This window comes from Psychroserpens sp. Hel_I_66, from assembly GCF_000799465.1.
Classification (GTDB): Bacteria; Bacteroidota; Bacteroidia; order Flavobacteriales; family Flavobacteriaceae; genus Psychroserpens.
The window spans coordinates 2,210,655-2,229,328 of the sequence record NZ_JUGU01000001.1 but is presented as its reverse complement, the minus strand read 5'-3'; the positions used below and the strand labels follow the sequence as shown (position 1 = coordinate 2,229,328).

General features: G+C 33.6%; 17 protein-coding genes. 11 read left to right on the top strand and 6 right to left on the bottom strand.

Annotated features, from left to right (window positions below; all coding sequences use genetic code 11):
• Positions 1–3: 3 nt before the first annotated feature.
• Positions 4–1,683, bottom strand: a complete 1,680-nt coding sequence (gldJ, locus tag GQ40_RS10040) for a gliding motility lipoprotein GldJ (RefSeq protein ID WP_047547941.1) — start codon at positions 1,681–1,683, stop codon at positions 4–6.
• 250 nt (positions 1,684–1,933) lie between these two features.
• Here gldJ and porU point away from each other — a divergent pair, with 250 nt between their 5' ends.
• The 7 genes from porU (at position 1,934) to GQ40_RS10005 (ending at position 12,363) form a co-directional block, all read left to right on the top strand.
• The gene (gene porU / locus GQ40_RS10035; RefSeq protein WP_047547940.1) at positions 1,934–5,779 is read left to right on the top strand and encodes a type IX secretion system sortase PorU; all 3,846 of its coding nucleotides are present in this window, start codon (positions 1,934–1,936) and stop codon (positions 5,777–5,779) included.
• Between the two features lie 65 nt (positions 5,780–5,844).
• The gene (gene porV / locus GQ40_RS10030; protein WP_047551836.1) at positions 5,845–7,080 is read left to right on the top strand and encodes a type IX secretion system outer membrane channel protein PorV; all 1,236 of its coding nucleotides are present in this window, start codon (positions 5,845–5,847) and stop codon (positions 7,078–7,080) included.
• Positions 7,081–7,154: 74 nt separating this feature from the next.
• Positions 7,155–7,637, top strand: coding sequence for a cytidine deaminase (gene cdd, locus GQ40_RS10025; protein WP_047547939.1), 483 nt, complete (start codon positions 7,155–7,157; stop codon positions 7,635–7,637).
• 156 nt (positions 7,638–7,793) lie between these two features.
• The gene (gene pdhA / locus GQ40_RS10020; RefSeq protein ID WP_047547938.1) at positions 7,794–8,792 is read left to right on the top strand and encodes a pyruvate dehydrogenase (acetyl-transferring) E1 component subunit alpha; all 999 of its coding nucleotides are present in this window, start codon (positions 7,794–7,796) and stop codon (positions 8,790–8,792) included.
• 3 nt (positions 8,793–8,795) lie between these two features.
• The gene (locus GQ40_RS10015; protein WP_047547937.1) at positions 8,796–10,565 is read left to right on the top strand and encodes a pyruvate dehydrogenase complex dihydrolipoamide acetyltransferase; all 1,770 of its coding nucleotides are present in this window, start codon (positions 8,796–8,798) and stop codon (positions 10,563–10,565) included.
• Between the two features lie 117 nt (positions 10,566–10,682).
• Entirely contained in the window at positions 10,683–11,687 is a 1,005-nt protein-coding gene (locus tag GQ40_RS10010; protein ID WP_047547936.1) for a M28 family metallopeptidase, read from the top strand.
• The gene (locus GQ40_RS10005; protein ID WP_047547935.1) at positions 11,677–12,363 is read left to right on the top strand and encodes an SDR family NAD(P)-dependent oxidoreductase; all 687 of its coding nucleotides are present in this window, start codon (positions 11,677–11,679) and stop codon (positions 12,361–12,363) included. Before GQ40_RS10010 ends, GQ40_RS10005 begins: the two co-directional genes overlap by 11 nt.
• Before the next feature lie 8 nt (positions 12,364–12,371).
• On the opposite strand, the gene GQ40_RS10000 is transcribed toward GQ40_RS10005, so the two are convergent.
• The 5 genes from GQ40_RS10000 to GQ40_RS09980 all read right to left on the bottom strand — a co-directional run bounded on the left by GQ40_RS10000 (position 12,372) and on the right by GQ40_RS09980 (position 15,619).
• Positions 12,372–12,923 carry a hypothetical protein gene (locus GQ40_RS10000; RefSeq protein ID WP_047547934.1) on the bottom strand — a complete coding sequence of 184 codons (552 nt, stop codon included), beginning with the start codon at positions 12,921–12,923 and terminating at the stop codon, positions 12,372–12,374.
• Positions 12,924–12,929: 6 nt separating this feature from the next.
• Positions 12,930–13,232 (bottom strand): chaperone modulator CbpM, encoded by a 303-nt coding sequence (locus GQ40_RS09995; RefSeq protein WP_047547933.1) that lies wholly within the window; start codon positions 13,230–13,232, stop codon positions 12,930–12,932.
• A gap of 5 nt (positions 13,233–13,237) precedes the next feature.
• On the bottom strand, positions 13,238–14,128 hold the full coding sequence (locus GQ40_RS09990; protein ID WP_047547932.1) for a DnaJ C-terminal domain-containing protein: 891 nt from the start codon (positions 14,126–14,128) through the stop codon (positions 13,238–13,240).
• Positions 14,129–14,292: 164 nt separating this feature from the next.
• Positions 14,293–14,646 (bottom strand): MauE/DoxX family redox-associated membrane protein, encoded by a 354-nt coding sequence (locus tag GQ40_RS09985; protein WP_047547931.1) that lies wholly within the window; start codon positions 14,644–14,646, stop codon positions 14,293–14,295.
• Positions 14,639–15,619, bottom strand: coding sequence for a hypothetical protein (locus GQ40_RS09980; protein WP_047551833.1), 981 nt, complete (start codon positions 15,617–15,619; stop codon positions 14,639–14,641). The genes GQ40_RS09985 and GQ40_RS09980 overlap by 8 nt, the downstream gene beginning before the upstream one ends.
• A gap of 117 nt (positions 15,620–15,736) precedes the next feature.
• Here GQ40_RS09980 and GQ40_RS09975 point away from each other — a divergent pair, with 117 nt between their 5' ends.
• The 4 genes from GQ40_RS09975 to GQ40_RS09960 are packed head-to-tail and all read left to right on the top strand — an operon-like array spanning position 15,737 to position 18,622.
• A complete protein-coding gene (locus GQ40_RS09975) occupies positions 15,737–16,285 on the top strand; it encodes an RNA polymerase sigma factor (protein ID WP_047547930.1) in 549 nt (182 codons plus the stop codon).
• Entirely contained in the window at positions 16,269–16,817 is a 549-nt protein-coding gene (locus tag GQ40_RS09970) for a hypothetical protein (RefSeq protein ID WP_047547929.1), read from the top strand. The genes GQ40_RS09975 and GQ40_RS09970 overlap by 17 nt, the downstream gene beginning before the upstream one ends.
• Positions 16,798–17,979, top strand: coding sequence for a hypothetical protein (locus tag GQ40_RS09965; RefSeq protein ID WP_047547928.1), 1,182 nt, complete (start codon positions 16,798–16,800; stop codon positions 17,977–17,979). The genes GQ40_RS09970 and GQ40_RS09965 overlap by 20 nt, the downstream gene beginning before the upstream one ends.
• Before the next feature lie 4 nt (positions 17,980–17,983).
• A complete protein-coding gene (locus GQ40_RS09960; RefSeq protein ID WP_052184224.1) occupies positions 17,984–18,622 on the top strand; it encodes a hypothetical protein in 639 nt (212 codons plus the stop codon).
• The last annotated feature ends 52 nt before the right edge of the window (positions 18,623–18,674 follow it).

Here is an 18,674-nt window from a genome sequence, read left to right as displayed (position 1 = left end):
ATTCTAGTTTCTTTTCTTTTTATCTTGCGATTTAGAGCCAACTCTTGACATTGCGCATCTAAACCCAATGTAATCTGTTGCCATATCTTGTGGGAAGTATCTACGCTGTGCTGGATCAATCCAATAAGCTCTATCTCTCCATGAACCTCCTTTGTACACTCTAACTTCATCATTAATTAGAGATGTTCTTTGGTTAGAAGTATCATATTTCTTAATTAAATTTCCTAAAGAATCTCTCTCAACGTTATGTTTTGGTGAGTTATACATTTTACGTGTCTCGTTGTTGCTATCTCCATCATCTTCATCTTCAAAATTATCTGCATACATACGTGAGGATCTAGCGTCACCATCTCTAAAGTTTCTATTGTCGCTTTTATCAAAGTTAGTCCTTAAGTATGTTTCGTTTTCGTCAACACCAACTTGTAAAATTTCTCCTGGTAAATTTCTTGCTACGATTCTACCGTTACTTAAAGTATCATAAACAATTTCATCTGGAGTAATTACTTTAACAGTACCATCTTCGTTTATTGAGTTTTTATAGTATACGTTTCCTCTTACATAGTTGAAATCATTGAACTCATCATCGACTATTGGTCTATAAACATCATAAACCCATTCTGCAACATTACCAGCCATATCATAAATTCCATAATCGTTAGGCTCGTATGACATAACCTCTGCAGTAATATCTGCTCCGTCGTCAGACCATCCAGCGATACCGCCATAATCTCCTTTACCTTGCTTGAAGTTTGCTAATTGATCACCTCTAGTCTTTCTTTTTCCAGAACGTGTGTATTGCCCGTCCCATGGGTATTTTTTACGACCTCTATATACGTTAAAGCTTCTCAATTCACTCATACCTAAAGCTGCATATTCCCATTCTGCTTCGGTAGGAAGTCTATAATCTGGAGAAATTAAACCAGATTCTCTTTTTGCATATTGGTTGATTGTATCACCTGCTGCTGTAGTTTGTACTCTACGTCTCGATTTGTCTGGATTAATGATTGAGTCATTTCCTCCATAAGTAAGTGTAGGAGCGTTGATATATGTATCTGTATTAAAGTTGCTCTCTGCAGACGCAGATAGTTTTGCATCTCTCTCAATATATCCAGCACCTTCTAAGTTTAATTCATTGTAGCGATCTGTTCTCCAGCTAGCAAATTCAACTGCTTGAATCCAACTAACACCGACAACAGGATATTCACCATAACCTGGATGACGTAAATAATTTTCGGTCATCATCTCTGCATAGCCTAAACGGTTTCTCCATACTAAGGTGTCAGGTAATGCTCCTTCATAAATTAGTCTAAAGTTTTCTTCTTCTGGCGGATAAACGCTTTTTAACCAATCTAAATATTGTAAGTACATAAGATTGGTTACTTCGCTTTCATCAATATAAAATGATTGAATGTGTTGTTGGTTAGGCGAGTTGTTCCAATCATGCATAACATCATCCTGTACTTTACCCATTGTAAAAGTTCCTCCTTCTACAAATACTAACCCTGGAGCAGTTTCTTGCTCTTGGAATTTATCATTATATTGAAAACCACCATTCTTATCGTTGATTTTCCATCCTGTAGCTCTTGATGTGTTTTTAGAAGAGTTTCTACTACAGCTAACAATTGTTAAAGATATCACTAGGGCTAATAGTATCCTTAGATTTAAGACGTTTTTCATATCCATACTTTTAAGTAAGCTAAATTAATTTTAGAGACGCAATATAGTAATTAAAGGTAAACTTACAATACTTTTTAATAAAATCATTCAAAAAAAACTGCATTTCATCCCTTTTTTTATACACCATAACGGACTTTTAGTCGTTTAATCGATGTATTTCGTCTTTAATAACGAATGAATAAATTAATTATTGTTGTAATTTTGAATAAAAAAATTAGACTAAGTAATATCATGACTCATTAGACGTTATTTAACTATGAAAAAATACATACTATTACCATTTTTATTTATTTCATTACTTGTTTATAGTCAACAAAGGCAATTCACCATCAACTGGAATGGCTACACAGTTTTAGAAACAGCTAACTCAACAATTGAAGTACCTAGTTTTGATAAAAGCCATTTTGGTTATAGTTCTAAAAAAGGAATTACTTTTTTTTCACAATGGGAAGTGTCTTCACAAATAGATGAGAATTCAATAGAATTACTACAAGTATCATACGAGACTGTAAGTGTTTCAGAATTAAAAGATTTATCCGTTACAACAATTCCTAATTCACCTCAAATCAAACTAAAGAACGCGATTGAAAGAGAAAATATATCTGCCTATCTAGAGATTACTCCAATAATAAACGATAGGGGAGTTTATAAAAAAATCACTGCATTTACTGTGAATTACCAACTTGGAGGAAACTTCAATAGGTCAGCTCAAGATACTCAAGACATAGTTAACTCTGTTCTGAGTTCTGGGCAATGGCATAAATTTTATGTTGAAAAATCTGGAGTATTCATATTAAATAAAAGTTTTTTGAACTCTTTGGGTGTCAATACAAATGTAGATCCAAGAACTATTAAAGTTTATGGTAATGGAGGCGCAATGCTTCCTTTGTCAAATAGCGAGCCCGCTCCAATAGATTTGCAGCAAAATGCAATAAGGTTTGTGGGAGAAGAAGATGGCGTGTTCAATGATAATGATTATATATTGTTTTATGCTGAAGGACCTACTGAATACAACCAAGAAAGTGACACTAATATAAATTTATACTCTAATAAGTCGTATTACTATATCACTACTCAGGGTAATTTCGGTAAACGCATACAGTTATTAAACCAACCAGAAGACGAACCTAATTTATCAATTGATACATTTCAGGATTATCAATTTCATGAAGTGGATGAAAATAATTTAGGCAAAATTGGGAGACGTTGGTTTGGTGAACGCTTTGATGTAGAAAATGAACAAACTTTTAATTTCAGCTTTCCAAATATAATATCTACAGTGCCTGCTAAGGTAAGAGTACTTGCAGCAGGAGTAAGTGAAACAACATCAAGTAATATGCAAGTTGTTGTTAATGGTAATCTAGAGGGAACAATGAATTTCTCACCAGTTGACGATCCCACTTTAGCATTTGGAAGTTCAGTAGTTAATGACGTCACAATTTCTTCTTCAGAAGTAGCAGTTAAGTTAATTTATAATAATAATGGCAACCCTTCTACTCAAGGTTATTTAGATTACATTTCAATAGAGGCAACAAGACAATTAATATTTGAAGGAAATCAATTTGTATTTAAAAATAAGGATGTCGCGTTAAGTTCAGGCGTTGTTGAATACTCACTTAATAATACATCGAATGTTCAAGAGGTTTGGGATATTACAGATAAGTACAATGTCAAAGCAGTTTTAAATAGCGATCAAAATTCTACAATTAATTACAAAGATATTGCAGGAATAGCAAAAAAGTACGTCACCGTAACTAATCTCGATTTATTTCAACCCTCAAGAGACTCCAATTCAAGTGTTAGTAATCAAAATATAAAGGGAACTATATTTTTAAATGAACAAGGAGAATTCCAGGATCTAGATTACATTATAATAGCAAATAATAATTATGTCAACCAAGCACAAAGATTAGCTCAAATTAATAGGGATCAATATAATCTAAATATAAAAATTGTTACGCTTAATGAAATTTATACAGAGTTTAGTTCTGGTAAACAGGATGTCGCTGCCATAAGAAATATGGTTCAGTATGTATATCGTAATGCAAGTGAGCCTAGTAAGCGTTTAAAGTATTTATGTCTATTTGGTGATGCATCTTATGATTATAAGGACAGGGTTCCAAATAACACCAATATTGTTCCAACATGGAATTCCGCAGAAAGTTTCAGTCTTGTAAATTCATTTATTTCAGATGATTTCTACGGAATGATGGATGAAAATGAAGGAGAAATGGAAGAAGAAGAGCGTCTGGATATTGCAGTTGGTAGAATATTAGCAGGATCTCCACAACAAGCTAAAGAACTAGTTGATAAAATAGAAGGTTATTATGGTGAAGAAGCATTTGGGAGTTGGAGAAATAACGTAGTTATGATTTCTGATGATGTAAATTTAGATTGGGAAATAATCTTAGAATCCACTACCGATGAAATAGCTGATGAGTTAACCCAAGAAAAACCTTTTATTAATGTTACTAAGATTCATTCAGATTCTTATCAACAACAGTCAACTGCGAGTGGTGAGCGATATCCTGCGGTAAATGATGCAATAAAAAATGCAATTGAAGTAGGAGCACTTGTAGTAAATTATTTTGGTCATGGAGGTGAAGATGGGTTGGCAGGAGAACGAATTTTCACCAAAGTAGATGCCCAAGAAATTAGAAACATTTGTAAGTTTAACCTCTTTATTACAGTAACCTGTGAGTTTACAAAGTTTGACAACCCACAGCGCATTACAGCAGGAGAATTCACCTATTGGAATACTGAAGGAGGAGCCATAGCTTTGATAACAACTACAAGACAGATTTTTGTTACCGTTGGTGTGTCTTTTAATAAAAAATTGGATACCTACTTATTTAATTTTGGTTCAAATGATTATCCTTCAATGGCAGAAGCCTTAAGGCTAACAAAAAATGATCCTTCTATTGTTGGGATCAATCAAAAATCTCTAGTATTTTTTATTGGTGATCCAGCAATGAAACTTTCAATCGCAAAACCAGAAGTAAGATTAACCGCAATTAACGATGTGGCATTAGCAGATCAAACTGAGCCACTCAAAGCTTTAGATCGTGTAAAAATGTCTGGAGAAGTTTATGATACCTCAGGAAACTTTCTGTCTAACTATAATGGGATCGTTACCGCAACAGTATTTGATAAAAAAATTGATAGAGAAACGTTGGGCAATGATGGTACAACTAGTAGTGGGGAACTTATATTAATGGATTTTACAACACAAGGAGAAACAATTTTCAAAGGTCAAGCTACAGCAACTAATGGAAAATTCGATTTTCAGTTTGTTGTGCCTCGAGATATTGGTATTCCTGTGGGTGAGGGTAAAGTTGGTTTTTATTCTAAACAAGATAATATTTTAGACGACAAATCGGGTTACAGTTTTAATATTCAAGTAGGAGGAATAAATGAAAATGCAGAAGAAGACAATATTGGACCTGTCATCAATTTATTTTTTAATGACGAAAACTTTGTTTCTGGCGGTATAACAAATGAGCAACCTACACTAATTGCAAACCTTCAAGATGATAATGGAATCAATACCGCAAGCGGAATTGGTCATGATATCACAGCAATCATCGATGGTGATGAAACCAATCCATTTATCTTAAATGATTATTATCAAGCCAATGTTGACGATTTTACTAATGGTAAATTAAGCTTCCCGTTTAGAGATCTTGAACCAGGATTACATACTTTAACTCTAAAAGCTTGGGATGTTTATAATAATGCTTCAACATCTCAAATAGAATTTAATGTAAGGGATAAAGATGAAGAATTAGTGATTACAAACGTTTTAAACTATCCCAATCCATTTATTGATTATACTGAATTTTGGTTCAATCACAATAGTTCAGATGTTTTAGACGTTTCAGTACAAATCTTTACAGTATCAGGTAAATTGGTTCGCACGCTAAATGGTCAAACCAATGGAGGTGGTAAAGTGACAAGTTCCCTGTCGAAAGATATAGTTTGGGATGGAAGAGATGATTTTGGTGATAAAATTGGAAAAGGAGTGTACGTATATAAACTAAAAGTACGATCTAACCGTTTAAATAAACAAGTCGAAAAAATCGAAAAACTTGTCATACTATAATAATAAATTATATTTGCTACATATATTATTAGTAGCAATACCTTAATATGAACTTAAATTCACATATGAAAAATTACATTTTAGCCATAGTTTTTCTTGTTGCAATTCATTATACATACGCGCAAGAAGGAGAAGTAATAACATTTCCTAATCAATCTACAGTTATAACTACAGGAGTTCCGTTTATGCTAATTGCGCCAGATGCTAGGTCTGCAGCAATGGGAGATATGGGAGTTGCTACATCGGTAGATGCCTATTCACAACAATGGAATGCAGCTAAATACACGTTTTCTGAAGCAAAATCAGGTATCGCGGTAAGTTACACACCTTATCTCAGTAAATTGGTAAACGATATTTCAATCGCATATTTAACTTATTTCAATAGAATTGATGATAGAAGTGCGTTTGGGGTGAGTTTCAAATACTTTGGTTTAGGTGAAATTGAAATTCGTCCAGATGAATTTTCAGAACCTTTAATTGAAAAACCTAATGAATTTACCGTAGATGCATCTTATTCACTTCGTTTGGCAGATCAATTTTCTATGGCTGTTGCTTTACGTTACTTACGTTCAGATTTAAGAATTCAGGCAGTAGATGCAAATGCAACTGCAGCAGGATCTTTTGGAGTAGATATTTCTGGTTTTTATCAAAGTGAAGAAGAAGCTTATGATAGCTTTAATGGTAGAACTCGTTTAGGGTTTGCTATTCAAAATCTTGGTCCAAAAATTAAGTACGATGATGGAGGTAGAGAAAACTTTCTTCCAACAAATTTAAGATTAGGTGGTGGTTTTGATTTCATTTTTGATGAATATAATAAACTATCAGTTACTGCAGAGGTGACTAAACTTTTAGTGCCAACACCTCCATTATTCGGTTTTGTTGACACCAATGGAGATGGAGAGCAAACTTCAGATGATGCTTCAACTACAAGTATTGATGAGAGCGAACCAACAATTATCACTGCAGGCCAAGATAATAATGTAGATTTCTTATCTGGAGTGTTCCAATCTTTTGGAGATGCACCGGGAGGATTTAGTGAAGAACTTAAAGAGTTTACTTGGGCATTGGGAGCAGAGTACTTATATCAAGACTCATTTGCCTTTAGAGCAGGATATTTTAATGAAAGTGACGATAAGGGTGCGCGTAAGTTTTTTGCACTTGGAGCTGGTTTTAAATACACAACAATAAATATTGATTTATCATACTTGTTTTCAGCATCTAAAATTCAAAGTCCGTTAGAAAACACATTGCGTTTTTCTCTAACATTTAACTTTGGGGATGGAGAATACGATGAGTATTAGTAAATAAAATATTTCAACTTAAAAAAAAACTATTGTTAAAAAAACAATAGTTTTTTTGTCTAAATACGTTTTTGATGAAAGACATAAAAATAGAATCCTCCTTTACTGTTTATGAAGATTTAAATGAACTTCCTAAAGATGTCGCCAATTTAATGAAAGAGGCTTCAAAAATAAGACTAAAAGCTTATGCTCCATACTCAAAATTCTTGGTTGGAGCTGCAATTTTATTAGATAATGGTGAAGTCATAACCGGTAATAATCAAGAAAACGCATCTTATCCTTCAGGACTTTGTGCAGAACGAACAGCTATCTATTATGCAGGCGCGCAATTTCCAGATGCTAAAATTTTAAAAATGGCATTAACAGCAGGTTCACAATCTCAATCTACTACAACGCCAATTCCACCATGTGGAGCGTGTAGACAATCTATAGCAGAGTATGAGTTCAAACAAGAATCCTCTATAGAGATTTATTTTATGGGCACCTTTGGTAAAGTTATAAAATCAAATTCTCTCGCTAATTTATTACCTTTAGGATTCGATAAAAGTTTTCTATAACGATTTCGTAATAAATTAACGATTTTGGGTTTTTTCATTACTAACTAAAGTGTTACTTTTGTTATTCGTCTGTTTCGATTTTTTCTTCGGAACATGAACTAGTTGCTCACAAACTATGAGGCGAGAAAATTATTTTAGATATAAATAATAGATCAAATGCAAAAAATCACTAAAGAAGTTTACCTTAAATGGTATGAGGACATGTTATTCTGGAGAAAATTTGAAGACAAATTAGCTGCAGTATATATCCAACAAAAGGTAAGAGGATTTCTTCACTTATATAATGGTCAAGAAGCTGTTTTAGCTGGTGCACTCCATGCTATGGACTTGACCAAAGATAAAATGATTACTGCTTATAGAAATCACGTACAGCCCATAGGCATGGGAGTTGATCCCAAACGCGTTATGGCAGAGTTGTACGGTAAAGCAACAGGTACTTCACAAGGTCTTGGTGGTTCCATGCACATTTTCTCTAAAGAACATCGTTTTTATGGAGGTCATGGTATTGTAGGTGGTCAAATCCCGTTAGGAGCAGGAATTGCATTTGGTGATAAATACCACGACAAAGATGCGGTAACAATATGTTGTTTTGGAGATGGAGCAGCACGTCAAGGATCTTTACACGAAACTTTCAACTTAGCTATGCTATGGAATTTACCTGTAGTTTTCGTTTGTGAGAACAATGGTTATGCGATGGGAACGTCTGTAGAACGTACAGCAAATCACACAGATATCTGGAAATTAGGATTGGGTTATGAAATGCCATGCGGACCAGTAGATGGAATGAACCCAGTAAAAGTTGCCGAAGCTTTTGATGAAGCAATCTCAAGAGCAAGACGAGGAGATGGACCAACATTTTTAGAACTTAAAACGTATCGTTATAGAGGCCACTCAATGAGTGATGCTCAACATTACAGAACCAAGGATGAGGTTAAGGAATACAAGAAAATAGATCCTATTACTCAAGTAAGAGATATAATTCTTGAAGAGAAATATGCTACAGAAGATGAGTTAAAAGACATTGATAAGCGTGTTAAAAAACTGGTAAGCGAATGTGAGAAATTTGCAGATGAATCGCCATATCCAGAAAAAAGCGTCATGTACGATGCGGTTTACGAACAAGAAGATTACCCATTTATTCAACACAAAATATAAGCAATGGCAGAGATAATTAATATGCCTCGTTTGAGCGACACCATGGAAGAAGGAACCGTCGCAACGTGGTTGAAAAAAGTAGGAGATAAAATAGAGGAAGGCGACATTCTCGCAGAGATTGAAACCGATAAGGCAACGATGGAGTTTGAGTCCTTTAATGAAGGTACACTGCTTCATATTGGCATCCAGGAAGGAGAAACCGCAAAGGTAGATACACTTTTGGCGATCATTGGTGAAGAAGGAGAGGATATTTCAGAGCATCTTAACGGTAATGCTTCGGAAGCTAAAGCACAAGATGATGATGAGTCATCAGATGATGATAGTGATGAAGAGGACATAGAAGAAACTAAAGATAGCGACGACAGTAAAAAAGAATCTTCTTCCGAAGAAAATAAGAAAGACAAAGAAGATAAAAAAGAAAATAAAAAAGACGATAGAGTAGAAAAGTCTCAAGATTTACCAGATGGTGTAATCGTTGTAACCATGCCACGTTTAAGCGACACTATGGAAGAAGGAACGGTTGCAACATGGTTGAAAAAAGTAGGTGATGAGGTTGAAGAAGGTGATATTCTCGCAGAAATCGAAACCGATAAAGCAACTATGGAGTTTGAATCATTTCAATCTGGAACGCTTTTACATATTGGTTTAGATGAAGGAGAGTCTGCAAAAGTAGATGCACTTTTGGCTATCATTGGCCCAGAAGGAACTGATGTTTCAGGTGTGGCTAATAACTTTAAGGCTGGAGGCTCATCTTCCGAAGAAAAGTCTTCATCAAAGCCTGAAACTAAAGAAACATCGAAAGATTCATCTTCCGAAGAAAAAGAATTAAAAACCAAAGAGAGCGAGGAAAGTTCAAAAACGGAGACTAAAAAAGATACGCCTAAGCAAGAAACTAAAGCTTCAAGTTCAAGTTCAGATTCTGGTAGAATATTCGTGTCGCCTTTAGCCAAAAAAATGGCAGAGGAGAAAGGCATTAAATTATCCCAATTAAAAGGTAGTGGAGAAAATGGACGTATCGTAAAACGCGATATTGAGAATTTCACACCTGGTTCCCAGGCTGCATCTGTTGGTAAGTTTGTACCAACTGGTCAAGAAGATTTTGATGAGATTCCAAATTCAAATATGCGTAAGGCAATTGCTAAAAACTTAGCAAAATCTAAATTTACTGCACCACATTACTATTTAAATGTGGAGTTTGATATGGACAATGCAATGGCTTTTAGAGTACAATATAACTCGCTGCCAGATACAAAAATATCTTTTAACGATATGATCGTTAAGGCTTGTGCGTTGGCTTTAAAGCAGCATCCACAAGTTAACTCGCAGTGGTTTGACGATAGAATGAAATTGAACAACCATGTTCATATTGGAGTTGCAGTTGCGGTTCCTGACGGGTTATTAGTACCTGTTGTGAAATTTGCAAATGAGCAAAGCTTACCACAAATTGGTGCAGCAGTTAAGGAATTTGCTGGTAAGGCAAGAAATAAAAAATTAGCATTGGATGAAATGGAAGGTAGTACATTTACCATTTCTAACTTAGGGATGTTTGGTATTGAAAGTTTCACATCAATTATTAATCAGCCTAATTCTGCAATACTTTCTGTGGGAGCAATAGTTTCTAAGCCAGTGGTTAAAAACGGACAAATAGTACCAGGAAATACAATGAAATTAACTTTGGCTTGTGACCATAGAACTGTAGATGGCGCAACTGGAGCTCAATTTTTACAAACCTTAAAAGGATATATCGAAAATCCTGTAACGATGTTGGTTTAACAAACGACATTATATTCGCTAAGCCTGTAAAGGCGAAGTTTATTCATAACTTATAATTATCCCAATTCAATGTTTTTGAATTGGGATTTTTTTATCTTTAAATTCTAAAATATAAATATGAGACAATTATTTTCATTACTGTTTATCGCAACGATGTGGAGCTGCTCCTCTGGCAAAAAAGGTACAAATTCCAATCCCATTTCTTCGGAAAAAGTTACGATTGAACAATCATCAATTCAAAAAAGTATGGAGTTTCTGGCTTCAGATGATTTAAACGGTAGAGAAACTGGTACACCAGGCATTGAAAAAGCAGCAGTTTTTATAGAGAGCTACTTAAAGGAAAATAATATAACACCTTATTTTGAAACGTATCGGGATGATTTTGAATTTGAAAATTCGAGAGCAGCAAAACCTGGAGAAAAAGCACCGGTCATTAAGGGATTTAATATAGTAGGTGTCATTGAAGGTAATGACCCAAAATTAAAAAACGAGTTTATAATTCTTGGAGGACATTATGACCATATTGGAGAAGGTAAAGAAGTTGATGGCGATATTATTGCCAATGGTGCAAACGATGATGCATCTGGCACTATTGCAGCAATGGAGTTTGGTCGTTATTTTGCAAAAACCAAGACGAATAAAAGAAGTATTTTGATTACTTTATATTCCGCAGAAGAAATGGGACTTAAAGGATCTGCTCATTTAGCTGAAAGATTAAAACAAGAAGGGATTAACGCTTATACTATGATTAATTTTGAAATGATAGGTGTACCAAGAGCCGAAGGGAAGCCAATAGCATACATGAGCGGATATAATCGTTCTAATTTTGCACCAACTTTAAACCGTTATGCAGGTGAGGAAGTCGTCGGTTTTTTTGATAAAGCTCAAGAAATGAACCTTTTCTTTAGGTCAGATAATTATCCGTTTTTTAAGGAATTAAACATACCTGCTCATGCAATTTCAACGTTTGATTTTACAAACTTTGATTACTATCATCATGTAGATGACGAGGCAGATAAAATGGATTATCAACATATGGCTAGTTTTATGAATAAAATGATTCCTGCATTAGAGGGAATGATGAATGCACCAACTAAAGAAGTTCTTTTAAATGAAGAGTAAAAATATTATTATCACAGGAACGAGTAGGGGAATTGGTTTTGAATTGGTGCATTTGTTTGCAAATCAAGGACACAACGTATTGGCCTTATCTAGAAATGCAAAACCGGTAAGTAATCTTAATTTTGATAATATTTCATCATTTGCTTTTGATTTGTGTGAGGTAAACGACTATGAAAAAGTAGAACAGTTTATCAAAGATGAATTTAAACACGTTGATATTTTAATTAATAATGCAGGAATGTTGGTTAATAAACCGTTTGGTGAAACGACTTTTAAGGACTTCGCAAAAATATATGAAACTAATGTTTTTGGTGTAGCTGAAATGACAAGAATTGTACTTCCTTTTATGCAAAAAGATGGACACGTCATCACGATAAGTTCGATGGGAGGAATTCAAGGCAGTATGAAATTTCCTGGACTGGCAGCTTACAGCTCGAGTAAGGGAGCAGTGATCACGCTTACTGAACTTCTTGCAGAGGAGTATAAAGAAACTGGGCCTCAATTTAATGTTTTGGCATTAGGTGCAGTTCAAACTGAAATGCTTAAAGAAGCATTCCCAGATTATCAAGCACCAACAACTGCATTGGAAATGGCAAAGTATATACAGGATTTTGCTCTAAATGGTAATAAGTATTACAACGGGAAGGTGTTACAGGTTTCTAATTCTACGCCTTAATTTGAAATTTATTTTAGAATGGTTTCACTAATTGCTTTTGCGATATTTTTATTCTGACTTGTAATAGTTCCCAAACTCTTTACTTCTAATACGACTTCCGTAATAGTCGTTTTTTCTACATTATTTTTAAAAGTGACGTAAAGATTATAAATTTGATTTCTTTCATCTATATTATTAATAGCCGAAGATTTTATTTCTGAAACAAGGAGATAAATCTCACAAACGATATCAAATTCTATAGGGTCATATTTTTTTGAAGGAACTTTCTTTAGATCATCTCCATAAGACTTTTCAGAACTAAGTTCAAAGTTAAATTCTAAATTATGTTTTTTGGACTTTTTTCTAAAGGTTCTTTTTATATGTTTTTCTAAGTCTAAAAAGTTATTTATGAGATGTGTGTTTCCTTTAAAAATAATTAAAGTAGATGAGTATGGTTTAAACTCATAGGATTTATCAATATTTAAAATTGTTACTCCAAATTCTTTATTTTCATTGTTTTGTGAAAAACCTGGGATTTGAATTCCGAAGATTATAATTAATACAATAATTAATTTATTCATAAACTTTTAAATTTTGAAGTCTTCAAATCTACGCAATCGATTTTTTGCTGTATTCAGCTCCAACTGCAAAGTTTCAATCTTGTTAAGCAAGTTAAACACAGTATCTATACCCTCATAATTCAAATTGAGATCTTTATGTAAACGTACCATTTTTTCAACATTAGCAATGTGATTTTCATGAATGTAATAGGTTTTTTTTATGGTAGTGACTTCAAGTAAACCGTGGTTTTGCAAATCTTGAAAAAAAGTGATTTCCAATTGATAATGTGAGCACAAGTCTTGAAGTGGGATATAATTTTTGTCTTCCATAGCTTTTATAATTTTGCAAGTTCTTCAAAAAGTTCTTTTTCCTTATCGCTGAGTTTGGTTGGGAGCTTTACATTATAAGTTATAAATAAATCTCCAAATGCTCTATCTTTTTTATAAATAGGGAAACCTTTTCCTTTTAATTTAACTTGAGATCCACTTTGGGTAAGTGGTTTGATATTCAATTTTACTTTGCCATCAAAAGTATTAACGGTAAGGTCTCCTCCCAATACTGCTTTATATAGATCTAAATCAATGGTCTTATATAAATGCTCACCATCACGTCTAAATTCTGTATCATTGATGATATCAAACTGAATTAGTAAATCACCATTTGGTCCACCATTGATACCTTCACCACCTTTTCCTTTTATTTTTATAATTTGACCATTGGTTACACCAGCGGGAATGGTTAGTCTAATGTTATTTCCGTTTACGGTTAACACCTGTTTTTGGGAAGTAAAGACATCCTTTAAATTCAATTGTAAAGTGGCATTGAAATCTTGTCCGCGAAATTGTGTTGAAGATCGTCTGTTTGAAAATCCTCCGCCAAACATAGATTCAAAAAAATCTGAATAATCACCATCTCCAAACCCATCAAATTGTGAAGATTGTGAATGTTGTCGTTGTCGAGATGCTCTCTGGTGCTGGGATTGTTGCTCATAAGCTTCACCATGTTTCCAGTTTTCACCGTAAGCATCGTATTTTTTACGATTTTCGGCATTGCTCAAAACTTCGTTAGCCTCATTGATTTGCTTAAACTTCACCTCTGCTTCTTTGTCATTAGGATTTAAATCTGGGTGGTATTTTCGAGCAAGTTTGCGGTAAGCTTTTTTGATATCTGCATTGGAAGCACTTTTATCAATATCTAAAATTTTATAATAGTCAATAAATGCCATAATTTTTTAGAGAAATATCTATTAAGATGTGAATGTTTAACTATAACAATTTAAGGGTTATTTGGGGAATAATCAAAGTGAAGTTGTAAGAATGGCATAAAGTTTAATTTAAAAAATAGCTAAACGGTGTGGAAGTTTTAAAATTTCCGAAGAAAATAAAAGGATTAAACATAAACCCAAGCCCAATATATTAATCCAAACTGTAATGGGATGCGTAATATCAAAATCCATTTTGGGATGCCTGCAGATGCTTTTTTTCCAGTGAGCATATAAAAATGTACCAATAAAAATATCAAGAGCATGGCAATGATACCATACACTGCAAAGGTTCTCAATGATGGTATTAGTAGTGCTAGGCCTAAAACAACTTCCGCAATGCCACTTAAATAGACCAATGCTTTGTGATTTGGTAAATATTTTGGCATGATGCGCATGTACATTTTTGGTTTTACAAAATGTATTAAACCTGCAAAAACGTAAACTGCAGCCATAAGATATAAATGCCAGGCGCTATTCATCTCGATACTCATTATAATTTAGACCAACACCATAATTATAGAGATCAGTTTTTAAAAGACTGGATTCTATTCCATTTCCTTTTTTAAACTGAACCCAATTGTTACCACTAATAAATACACGTTTAATATAGGTATTATGGCTATCTATTTCATTTGTAAAAGGGAGTAATGGTCTAAAGTTAGTTGGTATTTTAACGGTTCCTGACCTGCCTTTAATTTCTTTATACTTTTTGTTAGGTAGTAACTTCCCTTTGTCATCTGTGTAGCCCAAAACTTGTAGCGAGACGAAAAACCCATTATCTGGAATGAACAAATCGTGCTCAGAAACATCGAGTTCAAATTCGTCACCATTTTTTTCGGTAACCCTAAAAACGATATTCGTGTAGGTCATGACTTCTCCAGGTAAGCCATCATTGTTTTTATAAAACTTAACTTTGAATAATGTTGAGAATTTCCGCTTATCTGCATTGGCACGATTACGTTTGTCCCAATCACGGGATTCTAGGGCAAATGGAAATAAAACAGAAGTAACTTTTTTAAGTTTTTCATTTCCGTTAGGAAAAAAGACAGCAATCTCACTTTCAATAGTTGGAAGCCAACATTTATAATAGTCGTCGTCTAAATAAGGCTTAATGGTTTCTTCTTTAAACTTTCTATCAATTTTTGCGGTCACGACAACCTCATCTAATTTATCGTGCTCAATCTGCATTTCAATAATCTTTGGTAAATTAACTGTAGCCAATGCGAGGTCTTTGTAGCCCAAAGAAGATATAAAAATAGAATCTACATCTTTATATAGTTTTTTTGTGAAAATAAACATACCATCATCATCTGCAAAGAGCCCTTGGCCATCACCAAATGAGATGGTTGCGTAAGATACAGGATATGCGGTTTCACTATCAATAATCTTAGTTTGTGAGAAACCAAAATTTATAAACAGAAGTACAGATAAGTAGGAAAAGGTAAATTTCATGTTTAGAATTGAGTTCATTATCGCTAAATATAATCACTTTTATAAAATTATTTAGCACAATTATGAAACCCTTAATATTTTCTGTCGTTATTGTTATTGAAAGCTAACCAAAACTAAATGTCAAAAGACCACAACATTTTAATCGAGCGTTGTAAGAAAGGGGATGAAAAGGCCATGATGCAAATTTATGATTTGTACAGCGGAGCAATGTTTCAAATATCGTGCAGATATTTAAGAACTGAAGAAGCCAAAGATGCCATGCAAGAAAGTTTTATAAAAGCATTTTCTAAAATTGAAAATTACCAACCAGATTTTACTTTTGGCGCATGGTTAAAGCGTATCGTGATCAACCAATGTATTGACGAATTAAAGAAAAAACGATTTGAGTTTATAGAAACAGATGTGGCGAATCTACACATTGAAAATGACGATGACGATTGGATGTTTTCTTCGGAAATTTCCAAGCAACAAATCCTCGACGCTGTAGAAACTTTAGATAAAAAATATCAAATCGTCGTCAAGTTATATCTTATTGAAGGTTACGATCATAAAGAGATTTCAAACATATTGAATATCCCGGTAAAAACATCAAGAACACATTTAAGAAGAGGTAAATTAAAGCTTCAAGAGCTTTTGAAAAAGCATTACAATGAAAAGAGATATTAGAGAATTATTCAAAGAAACTGATCAATTTCCAACTTCTCGAGCGCAATTGCCAGACCATCACAGACAAGAGTTTTACGATAAGCTCAAAGCTTCAAGGCCACGTCGAACATCTATAATAAGTACAGGTTACTTAGTTAAAACTGCAGCGATCATCACGTTGTTTTTAGCATTAACCTTCACATTGTTTAAAACAATTGAGACCACTTCAAGTACAATCGTAGAATCGTCAATGGAAACTCAAATTGAAGCCATAGAAAAAAAGTATTTGGCAAGTATAGATCAAGAGTGGAAGCAGTTTGTAAGGGTTGCTAATGATGAAAAATTGGTAAAACGATACAGAGATAAGTTAGATGATTTAGACAGAGATTATAAAGACATCTCTAAGCAGTTTAAAACAGATAACAACAATATTATGGTCATAGAATCTCTTGTTGAGAACCTTCAAACTAGACTAAAATTATTAAAGGACATTCAAGAGCACATCACTATTTTAAATCAAAAAACCGAACCGCATGAAACCATTAACATTTAAAATAAGTGCATTGATGCTCATCACATCAATCACTGTTTTTGCACAGAAAAAAACGGTGTATTCCGAGAATTTTTCCGCAGATAAAAATACAACTGTCATTTTTAATCTAGAAAACACGACCGTTGGCATCGAAACCTCTACAGATGACAAAATCCATTTTAATTATTCCTTAGAGTTTGATGGCTATTCAAAAAAAGAAATTGAAAAGAAATTGGAAAGCATTAAAGTGTTAGCTACTAAATATGACAACCATATCACGTTAATGGCAAATAGTGTCACCCAGATTTCTAATGTGACGTATGCTTATGATGCTCCCAACGCACTCGTTATAGATTATGACAATTCAAGAAACGCCAATGATACTATCGTAAGAAAATCCAAAGATTCTATTGTTAGGGAAATTCGTAATAATAACTTCGGAAAACTAATGGCTCCCTTTGCCTATTTTAATGATAAGTTCAAAACTAAAGACGACAACGGAAACCTAAAAAGCATTAGAAAAGCAAACGTAAAAATATTGCGAAGTCAATTTGTAATTAAAATTCCGCCATATATAAAGCTTAAAATCAATGGTAAAGATTCTCAAATTACTATGTTAGATGATAGCATGAATGAGTTGTCTGTTGTTTTAAAACGTGGGTTCTTTTATGCAAAACAGTTATTCAATAATTATAACGAGTTCAAAATTGAGAATGCAAATTTTAGGGCAGAAGCTGTCATTGGAGGTAATTATAATTTTAATAATATCTCTAAAGGTTTGATTGGTAGCTTGCAGGATGTTAAACTAATTTCGGAATTTTCTAAACTTGAATTAGGCCAAATAAATCAAAATGTGTCCATAACCGACTTCAATAGTACCTATTTCTTTTACAATTGGGATTCAGATTTTAAACGCTTTGATCTGTTTTCAGAATATTCTAAAATCCATTTATTCTATCCAAAGGACAATGACTATAGCCTAAAAGTCGTTGGTAACAACACCAAAAGTTTTTACGGTAACAAATATGAGGTGAATATGCAGCCAACAAGTAAAGGTGAAAAGTATAATATGATGGAACGAAAAGCGAAGGGAGAAGGCCATTTTTCCGGAGCTATAAATTTTGACATCATCCACGGGATCATCTATAACCATAACGATACATTTACATCTTCTAAAAACTAAAACAATGAAAACTCTAATCTCAATCGCTGTTGCATTCATGTGCTTCAGCACACTAAACGCGCAAACAAACGACGTCGGTTTTAATTCGACTTCAAACCTAAAAATGGAAACAGATTATGGGTCTGATAATTCAGAAATAAGTGATATTCTCAGTTTTGAAGGTATGGATTATATGAAAATCAACTTTACTGGAAAAGGATTAAAAGGGAAAAGTTACCATTTAACCGTGAAGGAAATTTGGAACGGGAAAGTGGTTTTAGATACAACGGTGCTCAATAGTAAAACCTTGGGCATTAAGCAATTTGAAACCTTAACAGACTCTATGCTTAAAATGAGGGTTATTTCTAAAAAAACATCTGATAATAAATTAAAATTGACCTTTAAGTTCCCGAGATTTAGTGTAACTAAAACGTATGATGCAACAGCATCTAACGATTACAGCTTACGCAATCTTGCAGATGAAAGTAAATTAGAGATTAATTACAACGAAAAATTTTATTTTCTAGCCTACATTTTACCTTACGAAAGAGAAGATGGGTCTAAATCTTGGTGCGAAGTTGGGACATCAGGCGATTCCGTAGAAAAATGGGGAGAAAAATTTGGGATAGAACATTATCTAATTTTTGAAATGAAGTTTGAATGAACCATAAAAAAACCATTAGTTAATAATAGTTTTTTTAGTCTAAAAGTCTAAA

Coding starts and splice junctions, on each gene's coding strand:
- GQ40_RS09975 (WP_047547930.1), top strand. CDS start 15,737: ATGTCAAAAGACCACAACATTTTAATCGAGCGTTGTAAGAAAGGGGAT.
- gldJ (WP_047547941.1), bottom strand. CDS start 1,683: ATGGATATGAAAAACGTCTTAAATCTAAGGATACTATTAGCCCTAGTG.
- GQ40_RS10015 (WP_047547937.1), top strand. CDS start 8,796: ATGGCAGAGATAATTAATATGCCTCGTTTGAGCGACACCATGGAAGAA.
- GQ40_RS09970 (WP_047547929.1), top strand. CDS start 16,269: ATGAAAAGAGATATTAGAGAATTATTCAAAGAAACTGATCAATTTCCA.
- pdhA (WP_047547938.1), top strand. CDS start 7,794: ATGCAAAAAATCACTAAAGAAGTTTACCTTAAATGGTATGAGGACATG.
- GQ40_RS10000 (WP_047547934.1), bottom strand. CDS start 12,923: ATGAATAAATTAATTATTGTATTAATTATAATCTTCGGAATTCAAATC.
- GQ40_RS09990 (WP_047547932.1), bottom strand. CDS start 14,128: ATGGCATTTATTGACTATTATAAAATTTTAGATATTGATAAAAGTGCT.
- GQ40_RS10010 (WP_047547936.1), top strand. CDS start 10,683: ATGAGACAATTATTTTCATTACTGTTTATCGCAACGATGTGGAGCTGC.
- GQ40_RS10005 (WP_047547935.1), top strand. CDS start 11,677: ATGAAGAGTAAAAATATTATTATCACAGGAACGAGTAGGGGAATTGGT.
- cdd (WP_047547939.1), top strand. CDS start 7,155: ATGAAAGACATAAAAATAGAATCCTCCTTTACTGTTTATGAAGATTTA.
- GQ40_RS09980 (WP_047551833.1), bottom strand. CDS start 15,619: ATGAAATTTACCTTTTCCTACTTATCTGTACTTCTGTTTATAAATTTT.
- GQ40_RS09960 (WP_052184224.1), top strand. CDS start 17,984: ATGAAAACTCTAATCTCAATCGCTGTTGCATTCATGTGCTTCAGCACA.
- porV (WP_047551836.1), top strand. CDS start 5,845: ATGAAAAATTACATTTTAGCCATAGTTTTTCTTGTTGCAATTCATTAT.
- GQ40_RS09985 (WP_047547931.1), bottom strand. CDS start 14,646: ATGAATAGCGCCTGGCATTTATATCTTATGGCTGCAGTTTACGTTTTT.
- porU (WP_047547940.1), top strand. CDS start 1,934: ATGAAAAAATACATACTATTACCATTTTTATTTATTTCATTACTTGTT.
- GQ40_RS09965 (WP_047547928.1), top strand. CDS start 16,798: ATGAAACCATTAACATTTAAAATAAGTGCATTGATGCTCATCACATCA.
- GQ40_RS09995 (WP_047547933.1), bottom strand. CDS start 13,232: ATGGAAGACAAAAATTATATCCCACTTCAAGACTTGTGCTCACATTAT.